Source organism: Rhizobium lentis (assembly GCF_014200175.1).
Lineage (GTDB): Bacteria > Pseudomonadota > Alphaproteobacteria > Rhizobiales > Rhizobiaceae > Rhizobium > Rhizobium mulingense.
Map to the genome: position 1 here is coordinate 259359 of NZ_JACHBD010000004.1, position 19252 is coordinate 278610.

Annotated in this window: 18 protein-coding genes and 1 tRNA gene; 10 read left to right on the plus strand and 9 right to left on the minus strand. The window is 61.1% G+C overall.

Annotated features, from left to right (window positions below; all coding sequences use genetic code 11):
* The first annotated feature begins 230 nt into the window (after positions 1-230).
* From map to GGI60_RS11950, 7 genes are all read left to right on the plus strand, one after another.
* Positions 231-1067, plus strand: a complete 837-nt coding sequence (map, locus tag GGI60_RS11920) for a type I methionyl aminopeptidase (protein ID WP_183915912.1) — start codon at positions 231-233, stop codon at positions 1065-1067.
* 7 nt (positions 1068-1074) lie between these two features.
* Positions 1075-1899 carry a RadC family protein gene (gene radC / locus GGI60_RS11925; RefSeq protein WP_183915914.1) on the plus strand — a complete coding sequence of 275 codons (825 nt, stop codon included), beginning with the start codon at positions 1075-1077 and terminating at the stop codon, positions 1897-1899.
* 103 nt (positions 1900-2002) lie between these two features.
* A complete protein-coding gene (locus tag GGI60_RS11930) occupies positions 2003-3190 on the plus strand; it encodes an alpha-hydroxy acid oxidase (protein ID WP_183915915.1) in 1188 nt (395 codons plus the stop codon).
* Positions 3171-3341, plus strand: coding sequence for a JAB domain-containing protein (locus tag GGI60_RS11935; RefSeq protein ID WP_409527257.1), 171 nt, complete (start codon positions 3171-3173; stop codon positions 3339-3341). Before GGI60_RS11930 ends, GGI60_RS11935 begins: the two co-directional genes overlap by 20 nt.
* Before the next feature lie 96 nt (positions 3342-3437).
* Complete coding sequence (sthA, locus tag GGI60_RS11940) at positions 3438-4844, plus strand: Si-specific NAD(P)(+) transhydrogenase (protein WP_183915917.1); 1407 nt, start codon at positions 3438-3440, stop codon at positions 4842-4844.
* A gap of 55 nt (positions 4845-4899) precedes the next feature.
* Positions 4900-5703, plus strand: a complete 804-nt coding sequence (locus GGI60_RS11945) for an endonuclease/exonuclease/phosphatase family protein (protein ID WP_183915919.1) — start codon at positions 4900-4902, stop codon at positions 5701-5703.
* Between the two features lie 160 nt (positions 5704-5863).
* Positions 5864-7633, plus strand: a complete 1770-nt coding sequence (locus tag GGI60_RS11950; RefSeq protein ID WP_183915921.1) for a B12-binding domain-containing radical SAM protein — start codon at positions 5864-5866, stop codon at positions 7631-7633.
* A gap of 78 nt (positions 7634-7711) precedes the next feature.
* Here the strand turns inward: GGI60_RS11950 and GGI60_RS11955 are convergent, their stop codons facing one another.
* The 5 genes from GGI60_RS11955 to GGI60_RS11975 all read right to left on the minus strand — a co-directional run bounded on the left by GGI60_RS11955 (position 7712) and on the right by GGI60_RS11975 (position 11902).
* Positions 7712-8134 (minus strand): nuclear transport factor 2 family protein, encoded by a 423-nt coding sequence (locus tag GGI60_RS11955; RefSeq protein WP_183916307.1) that lies wholly within the window; start codon positions 8132-8134, stop codon positions 7712-7714.
* Between the two features lie 152 nt (positions 8135-8286).
* Positions 8287-9771, minus strand: coding sequence for a trigger factor (gene tig / locus GGI60_RS11960; RefSeq protein ID WP_183915923.1), 1485 nt, complete (start codon positions 9769-9771; stop codon positions 8287-8289).
* Positions 9772-9974: 203 nt separating this feature from the next.
* Positions 9975-10059: transfer RNA gene (locus tag GGI60_RS11965), tRNA-Leu, on the minus strand.
* Positions 10060-10211: 152 nt separating this feature from the next.
* The gene (locus GGI60_RS11970; protein ID WP_183915925.1) at positions 10212-10802 is read right to left on the minus strand and encodes a GDYXXLXY domain-containing protein; all 591 of its coding nucleotides are present in this window, start codon (positions 10800-10802) and stop codon (positions 10212-10214) included.
* Positions 10799-11902, minus strand: a complete 1104-nt coding sequence (locus tag GGI60_RS11975) for a DUF2157 domain-containing protein (RefSeq protein WP_183915927.1) — start codon at positions 11900-11902, stop codon at positions 10799-10801. The genes GGI60_RS11970 and GGI60_RS11975 overlap by 4 nt, the downstream gene beginning before the upstream one ends.
* A gap of 884 nt (positions 11903-12786) precedes the next feature.
* On the opposite strand from GGI60_RS11975, the gene GGI60_RS11980 reads away from it, so the two are divergent.
* The 3 genes from GGI60_RS11980 to trmFO all read left to right on the plus strand — a co-directional run bounded on the left by GGI60_RS11980 (position 12787) and on the right by trmFO (position 14909).
* Entirely contained in the window at positions 12787-12933 is a 147-nt protein-coding gene (locus GGI60_RS11980; protein ID WP_004678838.1) for a DUF1127 domain-containing protein, read from the plus strand.
* Positions 12934-13231: 298 nt separating this feature from the next.
* Positions 13232-13375 carry a DUF1127 domain-containing protein gene (locus GGI60_RS11985; protein ID WP_183915929.1) on the plus strand — a complete coding sequence of 48 codons (144 nt, stop codon included), beginning with the start codon at positions 13232-13234 and terminating at the stop codon, positions 13373-13375.
* 100 nt (positions 13376-13475) lie between these two features.
* On the plus strand, positions 13476-14909 hold the full coding sequence (gene trmFO, locus GGI60_RS11990; protein WP_183915931.1) for a methylenetetrahydrofolate--tRNA-(uracil(54)-C(5))-methyltransferase (FADH(2)-oxidizing) TrmFO: 1434 nt from the start codon (positions 13476-13478) through the stop codon (positions 14907-14909).
* A gap of 9 nt (positions 14910-14918) precedes the next feature.
* Here trmFO and GGI60_RS11995 read toward each other — a convergent pair whose 3' ends face one another.
* From GGI60_RS11995 to secDF, 4 genes are all read right to left on the minus strand, one after another.
* Entirely contained in the window at positions 14919-15386 is a 468-nt protein-coding gene (locus GGI60_RS11995) for a hypothetical protein (protein ID WP_183915933.1), read from the minus strand.
* 71 nt (positions 15387-15457) lie between these two features.
* On the minus strand, positions 15458-16315 hold the full coding sequence (locus GGI60_RS12000; RefSeq protein ID WP_183915935.1) for a phytoene/squalene synthase family protein: 858 nt from the start codon (positions 16313-16315) through the stop codon (positions 15458-15460).
* A gap of 2 nt (positions 16316-16317) precedes the next feature.
* On the minus strand, positions 16318-16704 hold the full coding sequence (locus GGI60_RS12005) for an Mth938-like domain-containing protein (protein WP_183915937.1): 387 nt from the start codon (positions 16702-16704) through the stop codon (positions 16318-16320).
* A 4-nt stretch (positions 16705-16708) separates the two neighbouring features.
* Positions 16709-19249 (minus strand): protein translocase subunit SecDF, encoded by a 2541-nt coding sequence (gene secDF / locus GGI60_RS12010; RefSeq protein ID WP_183915939.1) that lies wholly within the window; start codon positions 19247-19249, stop codon positions 16709-16711.
* Between the last annotated feature and the right edge of the window lie 3 nt (positions 19250-19252).

The window sequence follows — 19252 nt, forward strand, 5'->3', positions numbered from 1 at the left end:
CCCTTCCCCGCTGTCACCAATCGGTGAGTAGCGGGGAGGTTTCCTCCAATCAATCCTATCCCTTTGGGAAGACTGTGGATATTTCGTTCGGCACGAATAATTCCGCGTCGAATAGCTGCTTGAGGCGGCTAAATCCCTGGAGAAATCTCGCCCCGACGGTTGATCGCGATGGACGAACCCGTCATAGCTGCATTATGAACAAAGCTAATATTCTCCGCTAAGGCCCCGCAATGGTGAACTATATCGAAGCCTCTTCCGCGCCGCCGAAGAACACCGGCGCCATTCGGCTTTATGATACTCAAGCATTCGAAGGCATGCGCAAGGCATGCCAGCTGACCGCCCGCTGCCTTGATGCGCTGGCCGATATCGTCAAGCCCGGCCTGCTAACCGACGAGATCGACCGGTTCGTCTTCGATTTCGGCATGGATCATGGCGCCTATCCGGCGACGCTAAACTATCGCGGCTACACAAAGTCGACCTGTACCTCGATCAATCATGTGGTCTGTCACGGCATTCCGAACGACAAGCCGTTGCGCGAAGGCGATATCGTCAATATCGACGTCACCTTCGTGCTCGATGGCTGGCATGGCGATTCCAGCAGGATGTATCCCGTCGGCACGGTCAAGCGCGCCGCCGAGCGACTGCTCGAAGTGACCTATGAATCACTGATGCGCGGCATTGCTGCGGTCAGGCCGGGCGCCCGCACCGGCGCGATCGGCGAAGCGATCCAGACCTATGCGGAGGCCGAGCGCTGTTCGGTGGTGCGCGATTTCTGTGGCCACGGCGTCGGTCGGCTGTTCCACGATTCGCCGAATATCCTACATTATGGCCGCGCCAACGAGGGTCCGGAGCTGCGCGAGGGCATGATCTTCACCATCGAGCCGATGATCAATCTCGGCCGGCCGCATGTGAAGGTGCTCGCCGACGGCTGGACGGCAGTGACCCGCGACCGCTCGCTTTCGGCGCAATACGAACATACGGTCGGCGTCACGGCCGACGGCTGCGAAATCTTCACGCTGTCACCTGCTGGGCTCGACCGGCCCGGACTGCCGTCGCTTGCCAGGTGACGATCCGATGGCGAAGGGGCCCGCAGCGACATCTTCCGACGACGAGCTGCCTTTCGCGACCGAAGAGCCTATTGCCGACGAACGTTTATTCTTCGGCGACCGGCCGCAAAAACCAACCGCGCCGAATGCCCGGACCGCCCTGCCCGCCTCGCTCTCCGCACCGGAACATTACCACGGTCATCGCGAGCGGCTGCGTGACCGCTTCCGCGAGCAGGGCGACACGGCGCTTGCCGATTATGAAATCCTCGAGCTCCTGCTTTTCCGCCTGATCCCGCGACGCGACACCAAACCGATCGCCAAGGCGCTGATCGAACGCTTCGGCTCGCTTGCCGGAGTTTTTGGCGCCCCGGCGGCGCTGCTGACCGAGGTGAAGGGCGTCGGCGAGAATGTAGCCCTCGATCTGAAACTGATTTCGACCGTCGCCCACCGGACGCTGAAAAGCGAGATCAGAAGCAAGCAGGTGCTCTCCTCCTGGTCCTCGGTCATTCAGTACTGCCACGCGGCCATGGCGCACGACACCCGCGAACAGTTCCGCATTCTCTTCCTCGACAAGCGCAATGTGCTGATCGCCGACGAGGTACAGGGCCGCGGCACGGTCGATCATACCCCGGTCTATCCGCGCGAAGTGGTCAAGCGCGCGCTTGAGCTTTCGGCAACGGCGATCATCCTCGTCCACAACCACCCCTCCGGTGACCCGACGCCCTCACGCGCCGACATCGACATGACGAAGGTGATCATCGAGGCGGCCAAGGCGCTCGACATCACCGTCCACGACCACATCATCATCGGCAAGGACGGGCATGTCAGCCTCAAGGGGCTTAAGCTGATCTGACAAGCAAGGCTGGAGTTGACAGTAGTCGGTGGTGCGCATTGTATGCAACCTGCGCCCCATTCGCTGAACAATGCCCGCTGGGGATACCGAGAAGATAAAGCTCATGACGACCCGCAGCGGTAACACTGATCGATCGACCCGGCTCTGCCGCGGCGTGCTCTGCCTCGACGACTTCGAAACCAAGGCGCGGCAGCATCTGCCCAAGCCGCTGTTCGGTTATATCGCCGGCGCGACCGAGACCAATGCGTCTCTGCGACATAACGCAGAAGCCTTCCAGGCCTATGCTTTCCGGCCGCGTGTGCTTCGTGACGTCTCGACGCGCAGCACCGAGACGAAGCTCTTCGGTAGAACGCACGCCGTACCGTTCGGCATTGCGCCGATGGGGATCAGCGCACTGATGGCCTATCGGGGGGACATCGTGCTCGCGCAAGGTGCGGACCAATCGGGAATTCCGATGATCATCAGCGGTTCGTCACTCATCCCCCTGGAAGAGATCGCTGCGGCCTCGCCACAAGCATGGTTTCAGGCCTATTTGCCCGGCGAACCCGATCGTATCGATGCTCTCATCGATCGCGTCGCTGCGGCCGGCATCGGCACGCTTCTGCTGACCGTGGACACGGCCACGCTGCCCAACCGCGAAAACAATGTCAGGGCTGGATTTTCGACGCCTTTGCGTCCCGGCCTCCGCTTGGCATGGCAGGGCATCTCGCACCCTCGCTGGACCACCGGTACATTCCTGCGCACGATCGCCCGGCACGGCATTCCGCATTTTGAAAATTCCTATGCCACAAGAGGCGCGCCGATCATCTCTTCGAACGTCACGCGCGATTTCGGCAAGCGTGACCATCTCAACTGGGGCCATTTGGAGCGGATCCGCAAGAGGTGGTCCGGCAAGCTGGTCGTCAAGGGGATCATGCATCCCGACGACGCGGCACGGGCTGCCGTTACCGGGGCGGATGGAGTGATCGTCTCGAACCATGGCGGCCGCCAACTCGACGGCACCGCATCTCCCCTTCAGGTTCTTCCGGAAATTGCGGCACGTGTCGGAGACAGCATTGCCGTCATGGTCGACGGCGGCATCAGGCGTGGAACTGATATCATGAAGGCGCTGGCGCTCGGGGCCTGTTTCGTGTTCGTAGGCAGGCCGTTCCTTTATGCCGCGGCCGTCGCGGGACTACCGGGCGTGCTGAGGGCGGCGGATATCCTCAGGACGGAACTGCATAGCAACATGGCGTTGCTCGGCGTTACCAGGGTGACCGATATTTCCGCGGATTACATCACCCGCGCATGAAAAGCCGTCGCGCGCTGACATCGATTTGACGAAAGTGATCATCGGCGTAGCTTACGCACTTGATATGATCGTCCACGATCATGTCATCGTCGGCAAGAACAGCCAAACTGACCTGAAGATGCTGAAGCTGATTAAACACAGGTCCGGCTGAATCGGCAGTCGTAAAACAATCTGTAACATTGACCGGCTAGCGATGAGGGGCGACATTTTTGTCGCAAATGATTCCATTCCAATCCGGGGCTAGAGGATGTTTCAGTACGATCTCGTTGTGGTGGGGAGCGGTCCCGCAGGGCGCCGCGGCGCGATCCAGGCTGCGAAACTCGGCAAGAAAGTGCTCGTCATCGAGCAGGGTAAACGCGTCGGCGGCGTGTCCGTTCATACCGGCACCATCCCCTCGAAGACGCTGCGCGAGACCGCGCTCAATCTGTCCGGCTGGCGGGAACGCGGCTTTTACGGCCGATCCTACCGCGTCAAGCAGGAGATCAGCGCCGAAGACCTGCGCCGCCGCCTGCTGATTACCCTCGACCACGAGGTCGAGGTGCTCGAGCACCAGTTTGCCCGCAACCGCGTGCACCATATTCGCGGCAAGGCGAGCTTCGTCGATGCTTCAACGCTGCAGGTGATCAAGGATGACGGCGAGGTCACCCAGGTCACCGCCGCCAGCGTGCTGCTCGCCGTCGGCACCAAGCCGTTCCGCCCAGACTACATTCCTTTTGACGGCAAGACCGTTCTCGACAGCGATGAGCTGCTCGACATCCAGGAGCTGCCGCGCTCGATGATCGTCATCGGTGCAGGCGTCATCGGCATCGAATATGCAACGATCTTCAGCGCACTCGACACCGCCGTCACCGTGATCGACCCGAAGGCGACGATGCTCGACTTCATCGACAAGGAAATCGTCGAGGACTTCACCTACCAGCTGCGCGACCGCAACATGAAACTGCTGCTCGGGCAGAAGGCCGACAAGGTCGAGAGGCTCGATAACGGCAAGGTCGAACTGACGCTCGACAGCGGCCGGCGTCTGACGACCGACATGGTGCTCTTTGCGGCCGGCCGCATGGGGGCGACGGACGCACTGAACCTTGCGGCCATCGGCCTCGAGGCCGACAACCGCGGCCGTCTCAAGGTCAACCCAGAGACGTTCGAAACATCGGTTCCGAACGTTTACGCCGCCGGCGACGTCGTCGGCTTTCCGAGCCTCGCCTCGACCTCGATGGAACAGGGCCGTATTGCCGCCCGTGTGGCGATCGGCGCGGTCGCCAAGGAGCCGCCGAAATATTTCCCCTACGGCATCTATGCCGTGCCGGAGATCTCGACCTGCGGCCTGACCGAAGAAGAGATGAAGGAGCGCGGCATTCCCTATGAATGCGGCATCGCCCGCTTTCGCGAGACCTCGCGCGGCCATATCATGGGCCTCGACACCGGGCTTTTGAAGCTGATCTTCTCGCTGAAGACGCGCCGTCTGCTCGGCGTGCATATCGTCGGCGAAGGCGCCACCGAACTGGTGCATATCGGCCAGGCTGTGCTCAATCTCAAAGGCACGGTCGAATATTTCGTCGAAAACACTTTCAACTATCCGACGCTCGCCGAAGCCTACAAGATCGCCGGCCTCGACGCCTGGAACCGGATGGGCGATATCAAGTCGGAATTGTAGGCGCAAAGCGACAGGGCAGCCATCTCGATCCGGCCACCCAAGGGAGCGTAAGACATTGCGCATCATTTCGCTGAATGCATGGGGCGGCAGGCTGCATGAGGCGCTGGTCGCCTATGTCAGGCAGGCCGATCCTGACGTGCTGTGCCTGCAGGAAGTGCTGCGGGCGCCGGGTGCGAGCCCCGGATGGTCGGTCTATCGCGATGCCGGGCTGGAATTGCCGCAGCGCGCCAATCTGTTTGCGGAGATCAGCGCCGCCCTGCCCGGCCATGACGGCTTCTTCTGCCCGACATCGAGAGGGGCACTCTTCGACGGCGATGCCGCGATTGTCGCCGAATTTGGGCTGGCGACCTACGTTCGCAAATCGCATTCCGTCATCGCTCAGGCGATAGACTTCGTGCACGGCAGTTTTTCCGCCGGCGGCTGGGGCGAACATCCCCGCCCGCGAAACGCGCATTGCATCCGTCTCTTCAGCCATGGGAACGCTTCCGTGCTTACCATCGCCCATATGCATGGCCTGCGGGATCCAGCCGGCAAGGGCGATACGGCGGCGCGCGAAGAGCAGGCGCTGGCGCTGGCCGGGCTCATCGAACGGGTCTGGCCCGGCGACGAAGGGCTCGTGGTCTGCGGCGATTTCAACGTTCTGCCCGACAGCAAGACCTTTAAGATCCTCGCTCGACTGGGCCTTTCCGATCTGGTCACAGGAAACGGCCTTGTCGACACGCGAACCTCCTACTATCTGAAGGAGGGCCGCTTTGCCGACTACATGCTGGTCACGCCGGAGGTCAAGGTTGGCAGGTTCGAGGTGGTCGAGGCGCCCGAGGTCTCCGACCACCGCGCATTGCTGCTCGATGTCGGGTAGTATATTGAGGAAGGATGGGCTGCGCGAAACTTTTGCGCGCACCCCCGATTTTTACGCCTTGGTTTAAGCCCTGATCAATCGCATCGAACGCCGTGCCTCATTTGTGCTCTCAACTCCATTTTGCCTCCGGGCAGACGTTTCTAGAGAAAGATAGATACTCTTGTCCCATGCTTTGGAAGCCGCGCGCAGACGTTTTCAGCTGATCCTGATCAAGCCGTCGCATTATGACGATGACGGTTACGTCATCCGCTGGTGGCGGGCGATGATTCCTTCCAATTCGCTCGCAGCTCTCTACGGCATCGCTGCCGAATGCGCCGAGCGCCAGGTGCTCGGGCCCGATACGGCGATCGACATCACCGTGATCGACGAGACCAATACGCGCATCGATTTCCCCCGACTGCTCGCCCAGTTCAGGCGCCACGGCAATTTCGGCATGGTCGCGCTGGTCGGCGTCCAGTCCAACCAATATCCGCGTGCGCTCGATATCGCCCGCCCCTTCCGCGATGCCGGCCTGCCGGTTTCGATGGGCGGCTTTCATGTCTCCGGTTGCCTGTCGATGCTCGACGGCAAGGCGGTCGGGCTCGACGCCTGCCGCGACATGGGCATCTCGATGTTCGCCGGCGAAGCCGAGGGGCGGCTGGACATGGTGCTGCGTGACGCCGCTAGCGGCGAACTGAAGCCGCTCTATAACTTCATGAACGACCTTCCCGGTATCGGCGGCACGCCGGTTCCCTTCCTGCCGAAGGACAATATCCAGCGCACGCTCGGCCTCAGCACCAGCTTTGATGCCGGGCGCGGCTGTCCCTACCAGTGCTCGTTCTGCACCATCATCAACGTGCAGGGGCGCAAGTCGCGCTTCCGCTCGGCCGACGACGTCGAAAAGCTGGTGCGGATGAACTGGGCGCAGGGCATCCATAAATTCTTCATTACCGACGACAATTTCGCCCGCAACAAGGATTGGGAGGCGATCTTCGATCGGCTGATCGAGCTCAAGGAGCGCGACGGCATTCCGCTCGGTCTGATGATCCAGGTCGACACGCTCTGCCACAAGATCCCGAACTTCATCGAGAAATCCCGGCGCGCCGGCGTCACCCGCGTCTTCATCGGCCTCGAAAACGTCAATCCGGACAATCTGACCGCCGCCAAGAAGAATCAGAACAAAATCACCGAATACCGCAAGATGCTACTCGCCTGGAAGGCTGAGGGCATCATGACGCTGGCCGGCTATATTCTCGGCTTCCCGGCCGACACGCCGGAATCGATCCGCCGCGATATCACGATCATTCAGGAAGAGCTGCCGCTCGACGTCATCGAATTCTTCATCCTGACACCGCTCCCGGGTTCCGAGGACCATCAGGTCCTGTGGAAGAAGGGCGTCGAGATGGACGGCGATCTCAACATTTACGATGTCGAGCACGTCTGCACTGCGCACCCCAAGATGAGCAAGCAGCAATGGGAAGATATCTACCACGAGGCCTGGTCGCTCTATTATTCGCCTGATCATATGAAGACGCTGCTGCGCCGGGCCGTGGCGACCGGCGTGCCGCTGGCAAGGCTCGTCAAGGTTCTCGTCTCCTTCGCGACCACCGTGCCGCTGGAAAACGTGCATCCGCTGCAAAGCGGCCTCATGCGCCTGAAGACGCCGTCGGAACGGCGCCCCGAACTGCCGCGTGAAAACCCGCTGATCTTCTGGCCGCGCTTTGCCTGGGAAACCTTGAGCAAACATGTTTCGCTAGCCGGCACGATCATCGGCCTGACGATTTCGGCATTCCTGATTTCACGGGATGCGAAGTCCAAGAACTACACGGATCAGGCTCTGACGCCCGTCGCGGACGACGAGGAAGAGACGCTCAGCCTCTTCACCAAAACCGCCGGTGGAGCCGCGGCCGTCAGCCATGTCCGGAAAGTCGCGGAGCTGACACGGCATTGAGCCGCAGCTGCCGCCCAAGCGCCTCGCTTTAATCAAGTTGATGCAAGGCGCTTTGGCAATTCGGGCTCTGGCGGCAGTTTAAGCGACTTGGATTATCCGGGTTGTCTCGGCCACCTGTAGCGTGTCGACAAATTCGACGATCTTGACCGGTTTCCCGTCTCTGAAATGGATCTTGTCGACGAATTCCGTGTGGAAGCTCACGCCGGACGGGATATGTTTGACCTCCCCTTCGCGGTGGGCGAAGACGATCTGCGCATCCTCGTCCACATGGATGCCGGTCGTACTGATCTTGGACAGATCCCACGCAGTGATGAGCTGCGCTATCACCTGGCGAAAGGCATGGCCGCCCAATTCAGTCGAAAAAGGCGCCAGCCGTGTATTGCCGGCCATCCGAAAGGTACAATCATCGCCGATCAGCGCCAGCGTGCCCTCGATATAGCCGCGGTCGCGCACAGCATAGATTTCCTCCACCAATTTCTTCATGTCGTCTTTTGCAGTCATTCTCAGGTCCCTCCCACCTTCAACAATCTGCATCGAACTATACTTTATTTCAACTATTTGTTGCCGCGGACAATCCATGAGCCTCCCGACGGCCAAAAAGAAAAGGCCCCGCACGATGGCGGGGCCTTGCAAATTTCAGAACCGGGATGCGATTATTCGGCGCTCTCGTCGGCAGCCTTCTTCTTCGGAGCAGCCTTTTTCTTCGGAGCGGCTTCCTCGCCTTCACCAGCCTCGGCGGCTTCGGTCTTGGCGGCAGCCTTCTTCTTCGGAGCGGCCTTCTTGGTCTCGGCCTTGGCTTCACCTTCGTCCTCGGCGAGCAGCTCTTCCTTCGTCACCTTCTTGTCGGTGACATCGATTTCCGTCAGCAGGTGATCAATGACCTTCTCTTCGAAGATCGGCGCGCGGATCGAAGCGGCTGCACCCGGCTGGCTGCGGAAGAATTCGAGGATCTGCTTTTCCTGACCCGGATACTGGCGCAGCTGTTCGTAGATGGCGCGCTGCATTTCGTCTTCAGTGACTTCGACGCCGGCCTTTTCGCCGATTTCGGAGAGAACGAGGCCGAGGCGGACGCGACGCTCTGCAAGCGTCTTGTATTCCTCACGCGCCTTCTCTTCGGTCGTGTCTTCGTCCTCGAAGGTCTTGCCGGACTGAGCGAGGTCGTTGTTCACCTGGCTCCAGATGCCGTTGTATTCGGCGTCGACGAGCGAAGACGGAGTGTCGAACTTGTACATCTCGTCGAGCTGGTCGAGGATCTGGCGCTTCAGCTTCTGACGGGTCAGCGAACCGTACTGCGATTCGATCTGACCGCGGACGATCTCCTTCAGGCGATCGGCGGATTCGATGCCGAGCTTGGAGGCCAGTTCGTCGTTGATCTTGACCTTGCCAGGCGCTGCAACGTCCTTGACCGTGACGTCGAAGGTCGCTTCCTTGCCGGCGAGGTTCTTGGCCGGATAGTCGGCCGGGAAGGTCACGGTGATGGTCTTTTCTTCGCCGGCCTTGACGCCGACGAGCTGGTCTTCGAAGCCCGGGATGAAGCGGCCGGAACCGATTACCAGTTCGGCGCCCTGATCGGTGCCGCCTTCGAAGGCTTCGCCGTCGACCTTGCCGACATAATCCATGGTGATGCGGTCGCCGGTGGCGGCCTTGCCGGTCTTGCTCTCGTAGGAACGGGCGCTTTCAGCAACCTTCAGCACCTGCTCGTTGACTTCGTCATCCGAGATGTCGATGACTTCGCGCGTGACCTTGATGCCCTTGACCGACTTCAGCTCGATCGGCGGCAGCACTTCGTAGGAAAGCGTGAATTCGAAATCCTGCTGGGCGGAGAGGATCTTGTCGGCTTCGTCCTTGTCTTCCGTCATGGCGATTTCCGGCTGCGTGGCCGACTTTTCGCCGCGGCTGGACAGGATGGCGGTCGGCTGTTCGCGGACGATCTCGTTGACGAGCTCGGCCATGATCGACTTGCCATAGACCTTCTTCAGGTGAGCTGCGGGGACCTTGCCCGGACGGAAGCCGTTGATGCGGATCTTGTCCTTCACATCGGCAAGACGCTCATTCATCTTGTCTTCCATGTCCTTGGCCGGGATAACGACCTTGATTTCGCGCTTCAGCCCTTCAGCGAGCGTTTCGATAACCTGCATGTCTTCCTACCTTCATGTCGTGGCGGCCGTGCCCAGACGCCGTTCGTTTCGATGAGCACGACGCCGGCTGCGTGCCGCGCGTGGCTTTTCCCAATTCCTGTATCATTCCGCCCAAAGGGGAACGGCACTCACTTCCGAGTATTCGGAACAACCTTCGGTCATTCGGGGACAACCAAGTTCTTGGTCTCCCCCTGCAAACAGCCTGGTGCGGGTAGAGAGACTTGAACTCCCACGCCTTGCGGCACCAGAACCTAAATCTGGCGTGTCTACCAATTTCACCATACCCGCGTCCACAGAACCGCATGCCTATGCCTGCGCATGAGGCCTTCCGGAGCGCGGCGTCTCTATATCACCCGATTTGGTCGAGGCAAAGGAAAAATGAACGGCGAATGACAGTGGATTTGCGCCGGAAAAGCGCCCCTGCCCCAAGGCTTGCGGGATCAGTAGAGCGGTTCGTCGTAAACCTGCTTGCCATCGACGAGCAGGCTGCGGATCTGCGCCCTTCCGTCCGCCGAAACGCGCACCGCTATGGCGACGTTGCCATCATTGCGCGCCTCCTCCAGTGGTTTACCCTGACCCTCGGGGACATAATAACGCTCGATGCCGTATTCGACGCGAATGCTGTCGCCCGCAGCCAGTCCGCCACTATAGAATGGCTGGCTGCGCAGGATCACCGTCTCCGGCTGCGGCGGCAGCGCGTGGAAGGACGATTCGCTCACAGTCCAGAAACCGTCCGCCTGCTTCTTCAACCGGACCCACAGCGTGCGTTCGGCCGGCTCGGCCGGAATGCCGCCGGAAACCGTCTGCACCGGCACGGTGGAAATGTCATAGTTCAGGACGACATAATCGCCGCGCAGGAAATCGCGCGGATCGACCGGGGCCGTCTTCAGCAGCACTTCGGCGCCATTACTGAGAATCGAAGCCCGGCTCTGGATGATCGTGCCGAGGATTATAGTCTGCAGGCCGGCGACGATAACCGCCGAAAGCAGGTAGCCCTTTCCGGACTGCAGCCTTGCCATCAACGAGCTCATGCGAGCTCCTCCCGTGCAGTTGCGGAAAAGCGCCGCTCGAGACGGATGACGATCCAGGCGACCAGCGCAACCACGAGACCGGAAAACAGGAAGAGGCTCGACGTGCCGAGGATCGAGCCGACGGTGACGGAGGCGAGATAGAGCATCTCTGCAGCGAAGGCTGTATAGGCGAGGTAACGCACGGCGCCGTTGTTCCTGCCTTGCAGCGCGATCGCCAGCACGGCGGCGGCAAGTGTCGCCAGACCGAGCACCACCAGCCGCCATCCCTGCTCAATCTCGATATGCAGGAGCAGGAAGCCGATTGCTGCGACGAGGAAGCTGTAGAATGCCGGGGCCGCGCCGGCACTCCTGACCAGTGGCGCGATACGGGGATGCGGCAACGCCGTCAGCACGAAAACCGCCATGCCGCCGACGGCGAAGGCAAGCGCCACCGCCATCTCCTCATAAAGCGTGTAGAGCCATGCAAGCCAGCCGATCAGCAGCAAATAGGCGAGATGACGCGCTCGCGCAGCGCCGGTGTAACGCACCAACGCAATGACAATCACCGCCATGACCGGCGCCATCCAGGGATCAACCCCGATCCAATGCGTGTCATGGTTGTCGAGATAAACGGCAAAGGACGCCCAGGAGAGAAAGCCCGCAACGACCACCACCGCGCCCGAACGGAACAGGATCGCGGAGATCGTCGCGATGGCGAACCAGAGATACATCACCGTCTGCTCGTCGCCGGAGAGATGATACATCTGCCCGACCAGCGAAATGGCACCCCCGAAGCTCATCGCGCCGATGACCAGCAGCCCGCCTGCGGCCGCCGCCGCACCGCGAGCGAGCATCAGGGCGGCGGCAATATGCACCGCCCAGATCAGAGCGAGGATGGCGCCGACGCGGATCAGGCGCGGAATGGCTTCCCAATTGGAGGCGACGACCAGCAGAACGGCAGCGGCAAGAAGCACCGCCGCCAGCGCCATCAGCACCCGGCCGAGGCTGAAGCTGGCCGGGCGGCTGTCATATTCGGCGAGAAGCGCGCCGGCCGTTTCCTTTGCCAGCAGACCCTTGCCCACCCAGAGCAAGAGATCCCGCTCCAATCTGCCGCGATACATGCTTCCACCCCTCAGTTCCGCGACGCAGGCGCTGCGGCTGCCGTCATTTATAGACGCAGCAGGCAGCTTCGCAAACGCCTCAGCGCTAAATATGCAAATTCCTCATTGGTCTAATTTGGGTCAGATGTTAACCGGACGCTAAAGTCGGAACTGCTAATATCAGCATATGAAGGAAGAGGTATGCACGTTCCGCATGTCTCTCATGTAATTATTGCACTGCAAAATGCCAATTAGTCATACTATTTACCGACATATCGAAGCACGGGGATGGCGCCCCGGCCCGGCACTGCCGGACGCCCGCGGATTGCTTTATCCGTGACGAGATTCGCAGCCGCGCACTCCTCCTCCCAAGCGCGCTGCGATAGACTGGTGACACTCCTCCTCCCAGTTGCCAGTCACTATAATGCGCCCGCCGGATCCTCCCCCGGCGGGCGTTTTATTTGATGACAACATAATGCGTAAGTTCAACGCGTTAGCACATCCGATACTGGCTGGGCGGTGCCACCGGGAGAGCACCGAATTTTTCTTCGTATTAGCCGTGGCGCCGCATTCGTGATCGCGCCGCTTTGCGGGGCCATCGTAATGATTGATGGCTCGTCGAACCGGCGACGAACCGCGTGTCCAGCGGCACAACCGGCGGGAGCGGGTTTTTCCTCATCGCAGCCCTTCGCCATTTCAAAGCTCTGGTATTCGCTCAAGTCACTTTGCCTATTCGTTGACCAGACTGCGGTAAGATTGTGTAAAGCATTGCATCTATCGCATAGGTGACCTGAAAACTTGTCTGTTTTCGTCCTTCGCGCCGCAACATATATTCCGGTCATCAAATAGAGGTCAGCGCCGATGGGTGGCTGCTGGCAGATCAAACCCTCGGAAAGGGGCTTAATATGAACATCACCCGCTCTTTCAACAATTGGCGCAAGTATCGTCAGACGGTCACCGAACTCGGCCGCATGACCAACCGCGAATTGCATGACCTCGGCATCGACCGTTCGGACATCCATCGCGTCGCCCGCGAAGCTTCTTCGCGTTAATTCAAAGGTTTCTGCTTCCTCCCAAGCAGATCCGGCCATGATTAAAACGCCCGCTGCACCGCAGCGGGCGTTTTCATTTGTGGCGATCGACCGTCGCCGCGGTTGCAGGATCTTCCCGGTTCCGTAGCTCGCTCAAAAAATGTTCACCGCTTAATTCTCGAGCATCATATTGCACATTTGCATGGCAGACGCCTTTTAATTGCACTGCACAATGAGAGGGTTTTCGCCTATATAAACATCAACCGCAGAGAGACAGGCGATCCCGCCGTCCAGCGGAATTTGTTCGAGGAAGATGACAATGAACCCGATCCGCATTGCAAAAAGCTGGCTCAACTACCGCCGTACGCTCAACGAACTCGGCAGCCTGTCGAACCAGACCCTGTCCGACATCGGCGTCAGCCGCTACGACATCCGTAACATTGCATCCCGCTCGTTCCGCTAATCGCAGGCAAACCGGCACGATGCTTCAAGACGGCGCTATCAGGGCGCCGTTTTTGATTCGGGGTGTTGGATCGCACCTGCCGACGTGATATCAGCCCGGGATGAACACGATCTCCTCTTATTCCCCCATTCATGTCGTCGGCGGTGGGCTTGCCGGTTCGGAAGCCGCCTGGCAAATCGCCAGCTCCGGCATTCCCGTCATTTTGCATGAAATGCGCGGCGTGCGCGGCACGGATGCGCACAAGACCGACGGTCTTGCCGAACTCGTCTGCTCCAATTCCTTCCGTTCCGACGATGCGACCAGCAATGCCGTCGGCGTCATCCATGCCGAGATGCGTATGGCGGGCTCGCTGATCATGGCTGCCGCCGACCGCCACCAGGTGCCGGCCGGCGGCGCGCTGGCCGTCGATCGCGATGGCTTTTCCGAAGCCGTGACCAAGGCGATCCACGACCATCCGCTGATCACCGTCGTGCGCGAGGAAATCACCGGCCTGCCGCCGCGCGACTGGGATCTTGCCATCGTCGCCACCGGACCGCTGACCGCGCCGTCGCTCGCCAGCGCCATCCAGGCGCAGACGGGCGAGGATTCGCTCGCCTTCTTCGACGCCATCGCGCCGATTGTCTACCGCGACAGCATCGACATGGATATCTGCTGGTATCAGTCGCGCTACGACAAGGTCGGCCCCGGCGGCACGGGCAAGGATTACATCAATTGCCCGATGGACGAGGCGCAGTACAATGCCTTCGTCGACGCGTTGATCGCTGGCGACACTGTCGGCTTCAAGGAATGGGAAGGCACTCCCTATTTCGACGGCTGCCTGCCGATCGAAGTGATGGCCGAGCGCGGCCGCGAGACGCTGCGCCACGGGCCGATGAAGCCGATGGGGCTGACGAACGCGCATAATCCGACCGTCAAAGCCTATGCCGTCGTGCAGCTGCGCCAGGACAATGCGCTCGGCACGCTCTACAACATGGTCGGCTTCCAGACGAAGCTGAAATACGGCGCGCAGGCGGAAATCTTCCGGATGATCCCGGGACTGAAAAATGCCGAATTCGCCCGCCTCGGCGGCCTGCATCGCAACACCTACATCAACTCCCCGACCCTGCTCGATCCGTCGCTGACGCTGAAGTCGCGGCCCGGCCTGCGTTTCGCCGGCCAGATCACCGGCTGCGAGGGTTATGTGGAAAGCGCTAGCGTCGGGCTGATGGCAGGGCGTTTTGCCGCCGCCGAACGCAAGGGCGAAGCGATCTTGCTGCCGCCGGCGACGACGGCGCTCGGCTCGCTGCTCGGTCATATCACCGGCGGCCACATCGTCACCGACGAAGAGCCCGGCAAACGTTCGTTCCAGCCGATGAACATCAATTTCGGGCTGTTTCCGGAGCTTGAGCCCGGCTCGATCGTCAAGCCCGAAGGCGTCAAGCGCTTCCGCGGCAAGGATAAGACGATCATGAAACGGCAGTTGATCGCGCGTCGCGCGCTTGCGGACTGCGCCGCCTGGCTCGACCAGATACAAGGGTTTGCCGAAAGCGCCTGAGCAGCCGTCCTACTGCTTGTTGGCCGCGGATATGTGCCCGGCTGGCAGGTCCTTGTCCGGCTCAGCGATGTAGTTGCCGAGCAGCCACAACGCAACTTCGGAAGCCTCCTTCGGTGAAGCGAACTCGAATTTTCCGTTGTGACCGGGCGCATCGAGAAATTCGATCGCCAACCCCCTGCCTGTCTCCGAGCTTACCACGCGCACACGGCCGGGCACGATCAGATGGCAGGAGAAATGGCGCGCCATGTTGCGCATCAGCCCGGCCTTGTTGTCGTGGAGGCGCACGAAGATCGCCTGACCGTTTTCGGTCGCCTGCAGCTGGCGGATCGCCTCGTTGGGAAAGGCGCGGCCGAACTCGATAATGGCGAGACCGGTGTCGTGCAGGCCGTCTTCCTTGTTTTGCGCAGCCATGCGTGTTGCCACGAAGGCAAAGAAAATGACGATGGCGAAAAGGACGCACCAAACGATAATGCCCACGCCGAGTCTCCGTTCAAAGGGTAGCGGTCAGGACCTTGTAATGCGCGAGACTTGCGCGAATTTGACCGAAATCAGATTTTCCTGCGCGATGCAGCCAGCGCCATTGCGAGCTGGCGGCGCCATTGCGGCGGCTGCAACGGCCGGTCGAACAGCAGGGCGCCCCGCCTCTGCGCCTTGCGGAGCACCGGCTCGGCCAGCGTGACCGGCAGGAAGGCCGGAAAGACGGCGGGCGCAATCGGCCCTGCCCCCCTCGCCTTTGCCAGATGCTCGCGGCCGAGGCCGGCGAAGGCCTCGATGGCGGCGGAGATGCGCGGTCGGTCTTCGCCGGCAAGGAAGGCATAGCGGTCGAGGCCGGTGGCCGAAAGGATTTGCAGCGGAATATAGAGCTGGCCGCGGCGGCGGTGCAGCGGCATCAAAAGCAGCAGGCCGGCAATCGCCTGGGCGACGCCGGCATGGCCGGCGGCATCGGCCGATCGTGGGGCCTCCTCCGGCGAAAGCACAAGGCTTGCAAGCTGGATCAGCGCGGAGGCGGTTTCGCCGGCATAACCTTCGAGCGTCAGACGCGTTTCCATCGGGTCGTCATAGAGGTCGAATGTGCGGGCCTCGATCATGTCGACCAGCGTCTTACGCGGCAGGCGATAAGTTTCGATTGCCTCCAGAAGCCCTGCGGCGACGGGATTGGCCGCCGTCGAACCATGCGCACTTCCCTCCAGCAGATCGTGCCAATATTGCATGCGCACCTCGCCGGGCAGCGGCTCGTGCACCAGGTCGCGGATGCGGGCAAGCTCGGCATTGAATGCGTAAAGCGCCGCAAGCGCACCGCGCTTGTCCTGCGGCGATAGAAGGCAGGCAAGATAGCGGTCGCGATCATTGTCGCGTAGCATCGCCAGGCAGATATCCTGGTTCGTCGCAATATTCCCGTCAACCATCGTCAGACCGCAATCAAGGCCGCCGCTACGGCGCGCTGCTCGGACAGCATGATATTGAAGGTGCGCACTGCGGCACCCGTGCTCATCGGATCGGAGGAGATGCCGCGCGCCTTCAGCGCTTGCTTCAAATCGTCGGGCAGACGGCGAAGCTCGGTTCCCGTGCCGACGAGCAGAACCTCTATATCGGCGGCCTCCTCCAGCACACGGCGAAAATTTTCAGGCGACAGCGGCTTCGATATGTCCATGTCCCAGCCATGAATGCCGGAGGGCAGGCAAAGAATCGAGCCGCGATGCGACATGTCGGCAAAACGGAAGCCGCCATTGCCGTAAGTGTCGATCGGAGCGCGCCCGGGAAAATGCGCGGCGCGGATTTCTATGCCTTTTGCCATGTTTTCAAACCACCGTGCCGGAGTTTACACCGGCATCCGTCTTGTTGCTCTCTTCCCTGTCGGGGCTCTCCGGCCGAAGGCGGAAGAGAATCAGCACGGGAGCGGCGATATAGATCGAAGAGAGAGTGCCTAGAGCGACGCCGAAGAGCATCGCAAAGGCGAATGAGCGCATGACGTCGCCGCCGAACAGGTAGAGCGCCAGCAAGGCAAGCAGCGTCGTCGCCGCCGTCAGGACGGTGCGCGACAATGTCTGATTGATCGAGGCATCGATCAGGATCGGCAGCGGCATCCTTGTGTATCGCTTCAGGTTCTCGCGCATCCGGTCATAGACGACGACGGTGTCGTTCAGGGAATAGCCGACAATGGTCAGCATGGCGGCGATACTCGTGAGATTGAATTCGATGCCGGTCAACACGAAAAGCCCCAGCATGATGATGACGTCGTGCAGCGTTGCGACGATGGCGCCGACGGCGAACTGCCACTCGAAGCGGATCCAGATGTAGAGCAGGATTGCCGCGAGCGCGGCAACGACACCAAGCGTCGCCGTCATCGTCAATTCGCCGGAGATGGCCGGGCCGACGACTTCGACGCGACGGAAATCATAATCCGCCTCGAGCTCGCTGCGCACCAGCGTCGCTGCCGATTGCTCGGCATTCTCTCCGCCGCCCTGGGACGCGATGCGGATTCGCGCGTTCGCCGGGCCGCCGGTGCGTTCGACCCCGACCTCGCCGAGATTGAGATCGTTGAGACGCGATCTGAGATCGGTGATGTCGGCATTGCCTTGTTTCGCCGTCACCTCGATGAGCGAGCCGCCGGTGAAGTCGATGCCGAGCTGCAGGCCGACGGTGGCAAAGGCCGCCATGGCGATCAGCGAGATCGCAGCCGACGCCGTGAAGACATAGCGGCGGATGCCCATGAACCGGATATTGGCGTGCTCGAAGAGATGGGTCAGGACGCTTTTCGGCAGGTGCCGGGGATGACGTCGCGCCAGCCACGCGGCGACGATCGAGCGTGTCAGCGTGAATGCCGTGAAGACGGTCGTCAGAATGCCAACCGCCAGCGTCACGGCGAAACCACGAATGGATTCGCTGCCGAGGAAAAAGAGAATGACGGCGGCGATGAAGATCGTGACATTCGCATCGATGATCGTTGCGAAGGCGCGCGAGAAGCCGCGGCCGACCGCCTGCGCAAAGGAGGGGCCGATTTTCTCCTCCTCGCGGATGCGCTCGTAGATCAGCACGTTGGAATCGACCGCCATGCCGACGATGAGCACGATGCCGGCAATGCCAGGCAAGGTCAGCGTCGCGCCGGCAAGGCTCAGCACGGCAATGATCAATATCAGATTGAAGAAGAGCGAGACGACAGCGACGAGGCCGAGAATCCGATAAAGCGCGATCATCAGTGCTGCGACCAGCAGGACTGCGACGAGGCCGGCCATGAGGCCGGAGAAGATGGAGTCAGCGCCGAAGCTCGGGCTGACGCTGCGTTCCTCGACGCTCGTCAGCGTTGCTGGCAAGGCCCCTGCCCGCAGCATCACCGCCAGGTCGCGGACGCCATCCTCGGAGAAATTCGCCGATATCCGACCTTCGCCGCCGGTGATCGCTGCATCGATGGCCGGCGCCGACATGACCTGGTCGTCGAAGACGATGGCAAGATGCTTGCCGATGTTCTGCCCCGTCGCCTCAGCCAGCCGCCGCGTGCCTTCCGCATCCAGGCGATAGGTGATCGAGACATCCTGGGTCTGCGGATCGACGACAGGCTGGATGTCGATCATGTTGCTGCCAGTGACGAACGCCGTACGGTCGACGAGATAGGGAATCGGCGGATCGTCCAGCGAATAGAGCACCTGCGATGTCGCCGGCCAGCGGCCGTTCAGCGCCTCCTGCCCCGACATACTCTCGTCAATCAGATGAAAGGAGAGCTTGGCCGGCTGGTTGAGAAGGTTCTTCAGCCGCTCGGCATCGACCGATCCCAGCACCTGCACGGTGATTCGGTCGTCGCCATCGGGACGAACGAGGAAATTCTCATAGCCGAATCCGGCGATGCGGCGGGCGACGATATCAAGCGACCGGGTCCGGGCGGAGGCGACGTCAGCGGTAATGCCGGCGCCGGAAATCTGCAGTGAGAGCTGCCCCTCGCCGCCCTGCTGCAGCGCGAGCCCAGGGGCGGAATCTCCGCCGGTCGTCGTCAGGGATTTCAGACGATCGACCGCTTTCTGCGTCTCGGCAGGATCGGTGATCCGGACAGTAACGGTCCGGTCGTTGCCGGTCAGCCCGGTATAGCGGATGCCGGCGCCGCGCAGCGCGTTGCGCACATTCGCGACCGCCTCTTCCAGGCGGTCCTTTACGATATCGGAACGCTCGACCTTCAGAACGATATGGGAACCGCCCTGCAGATCGAGGCCGAGCATCAGGCGATCGTTTCGCAGCCAATCCGGCAGAGAGGCACGCTGTGCCTCGCCCACCAGATTGGGCGTAGCGATGACGACGGCCGCAAACGCAACCAGCCAAATCAGAAGTGTTTTCCAGCGGGAAAAATGCAACATTCT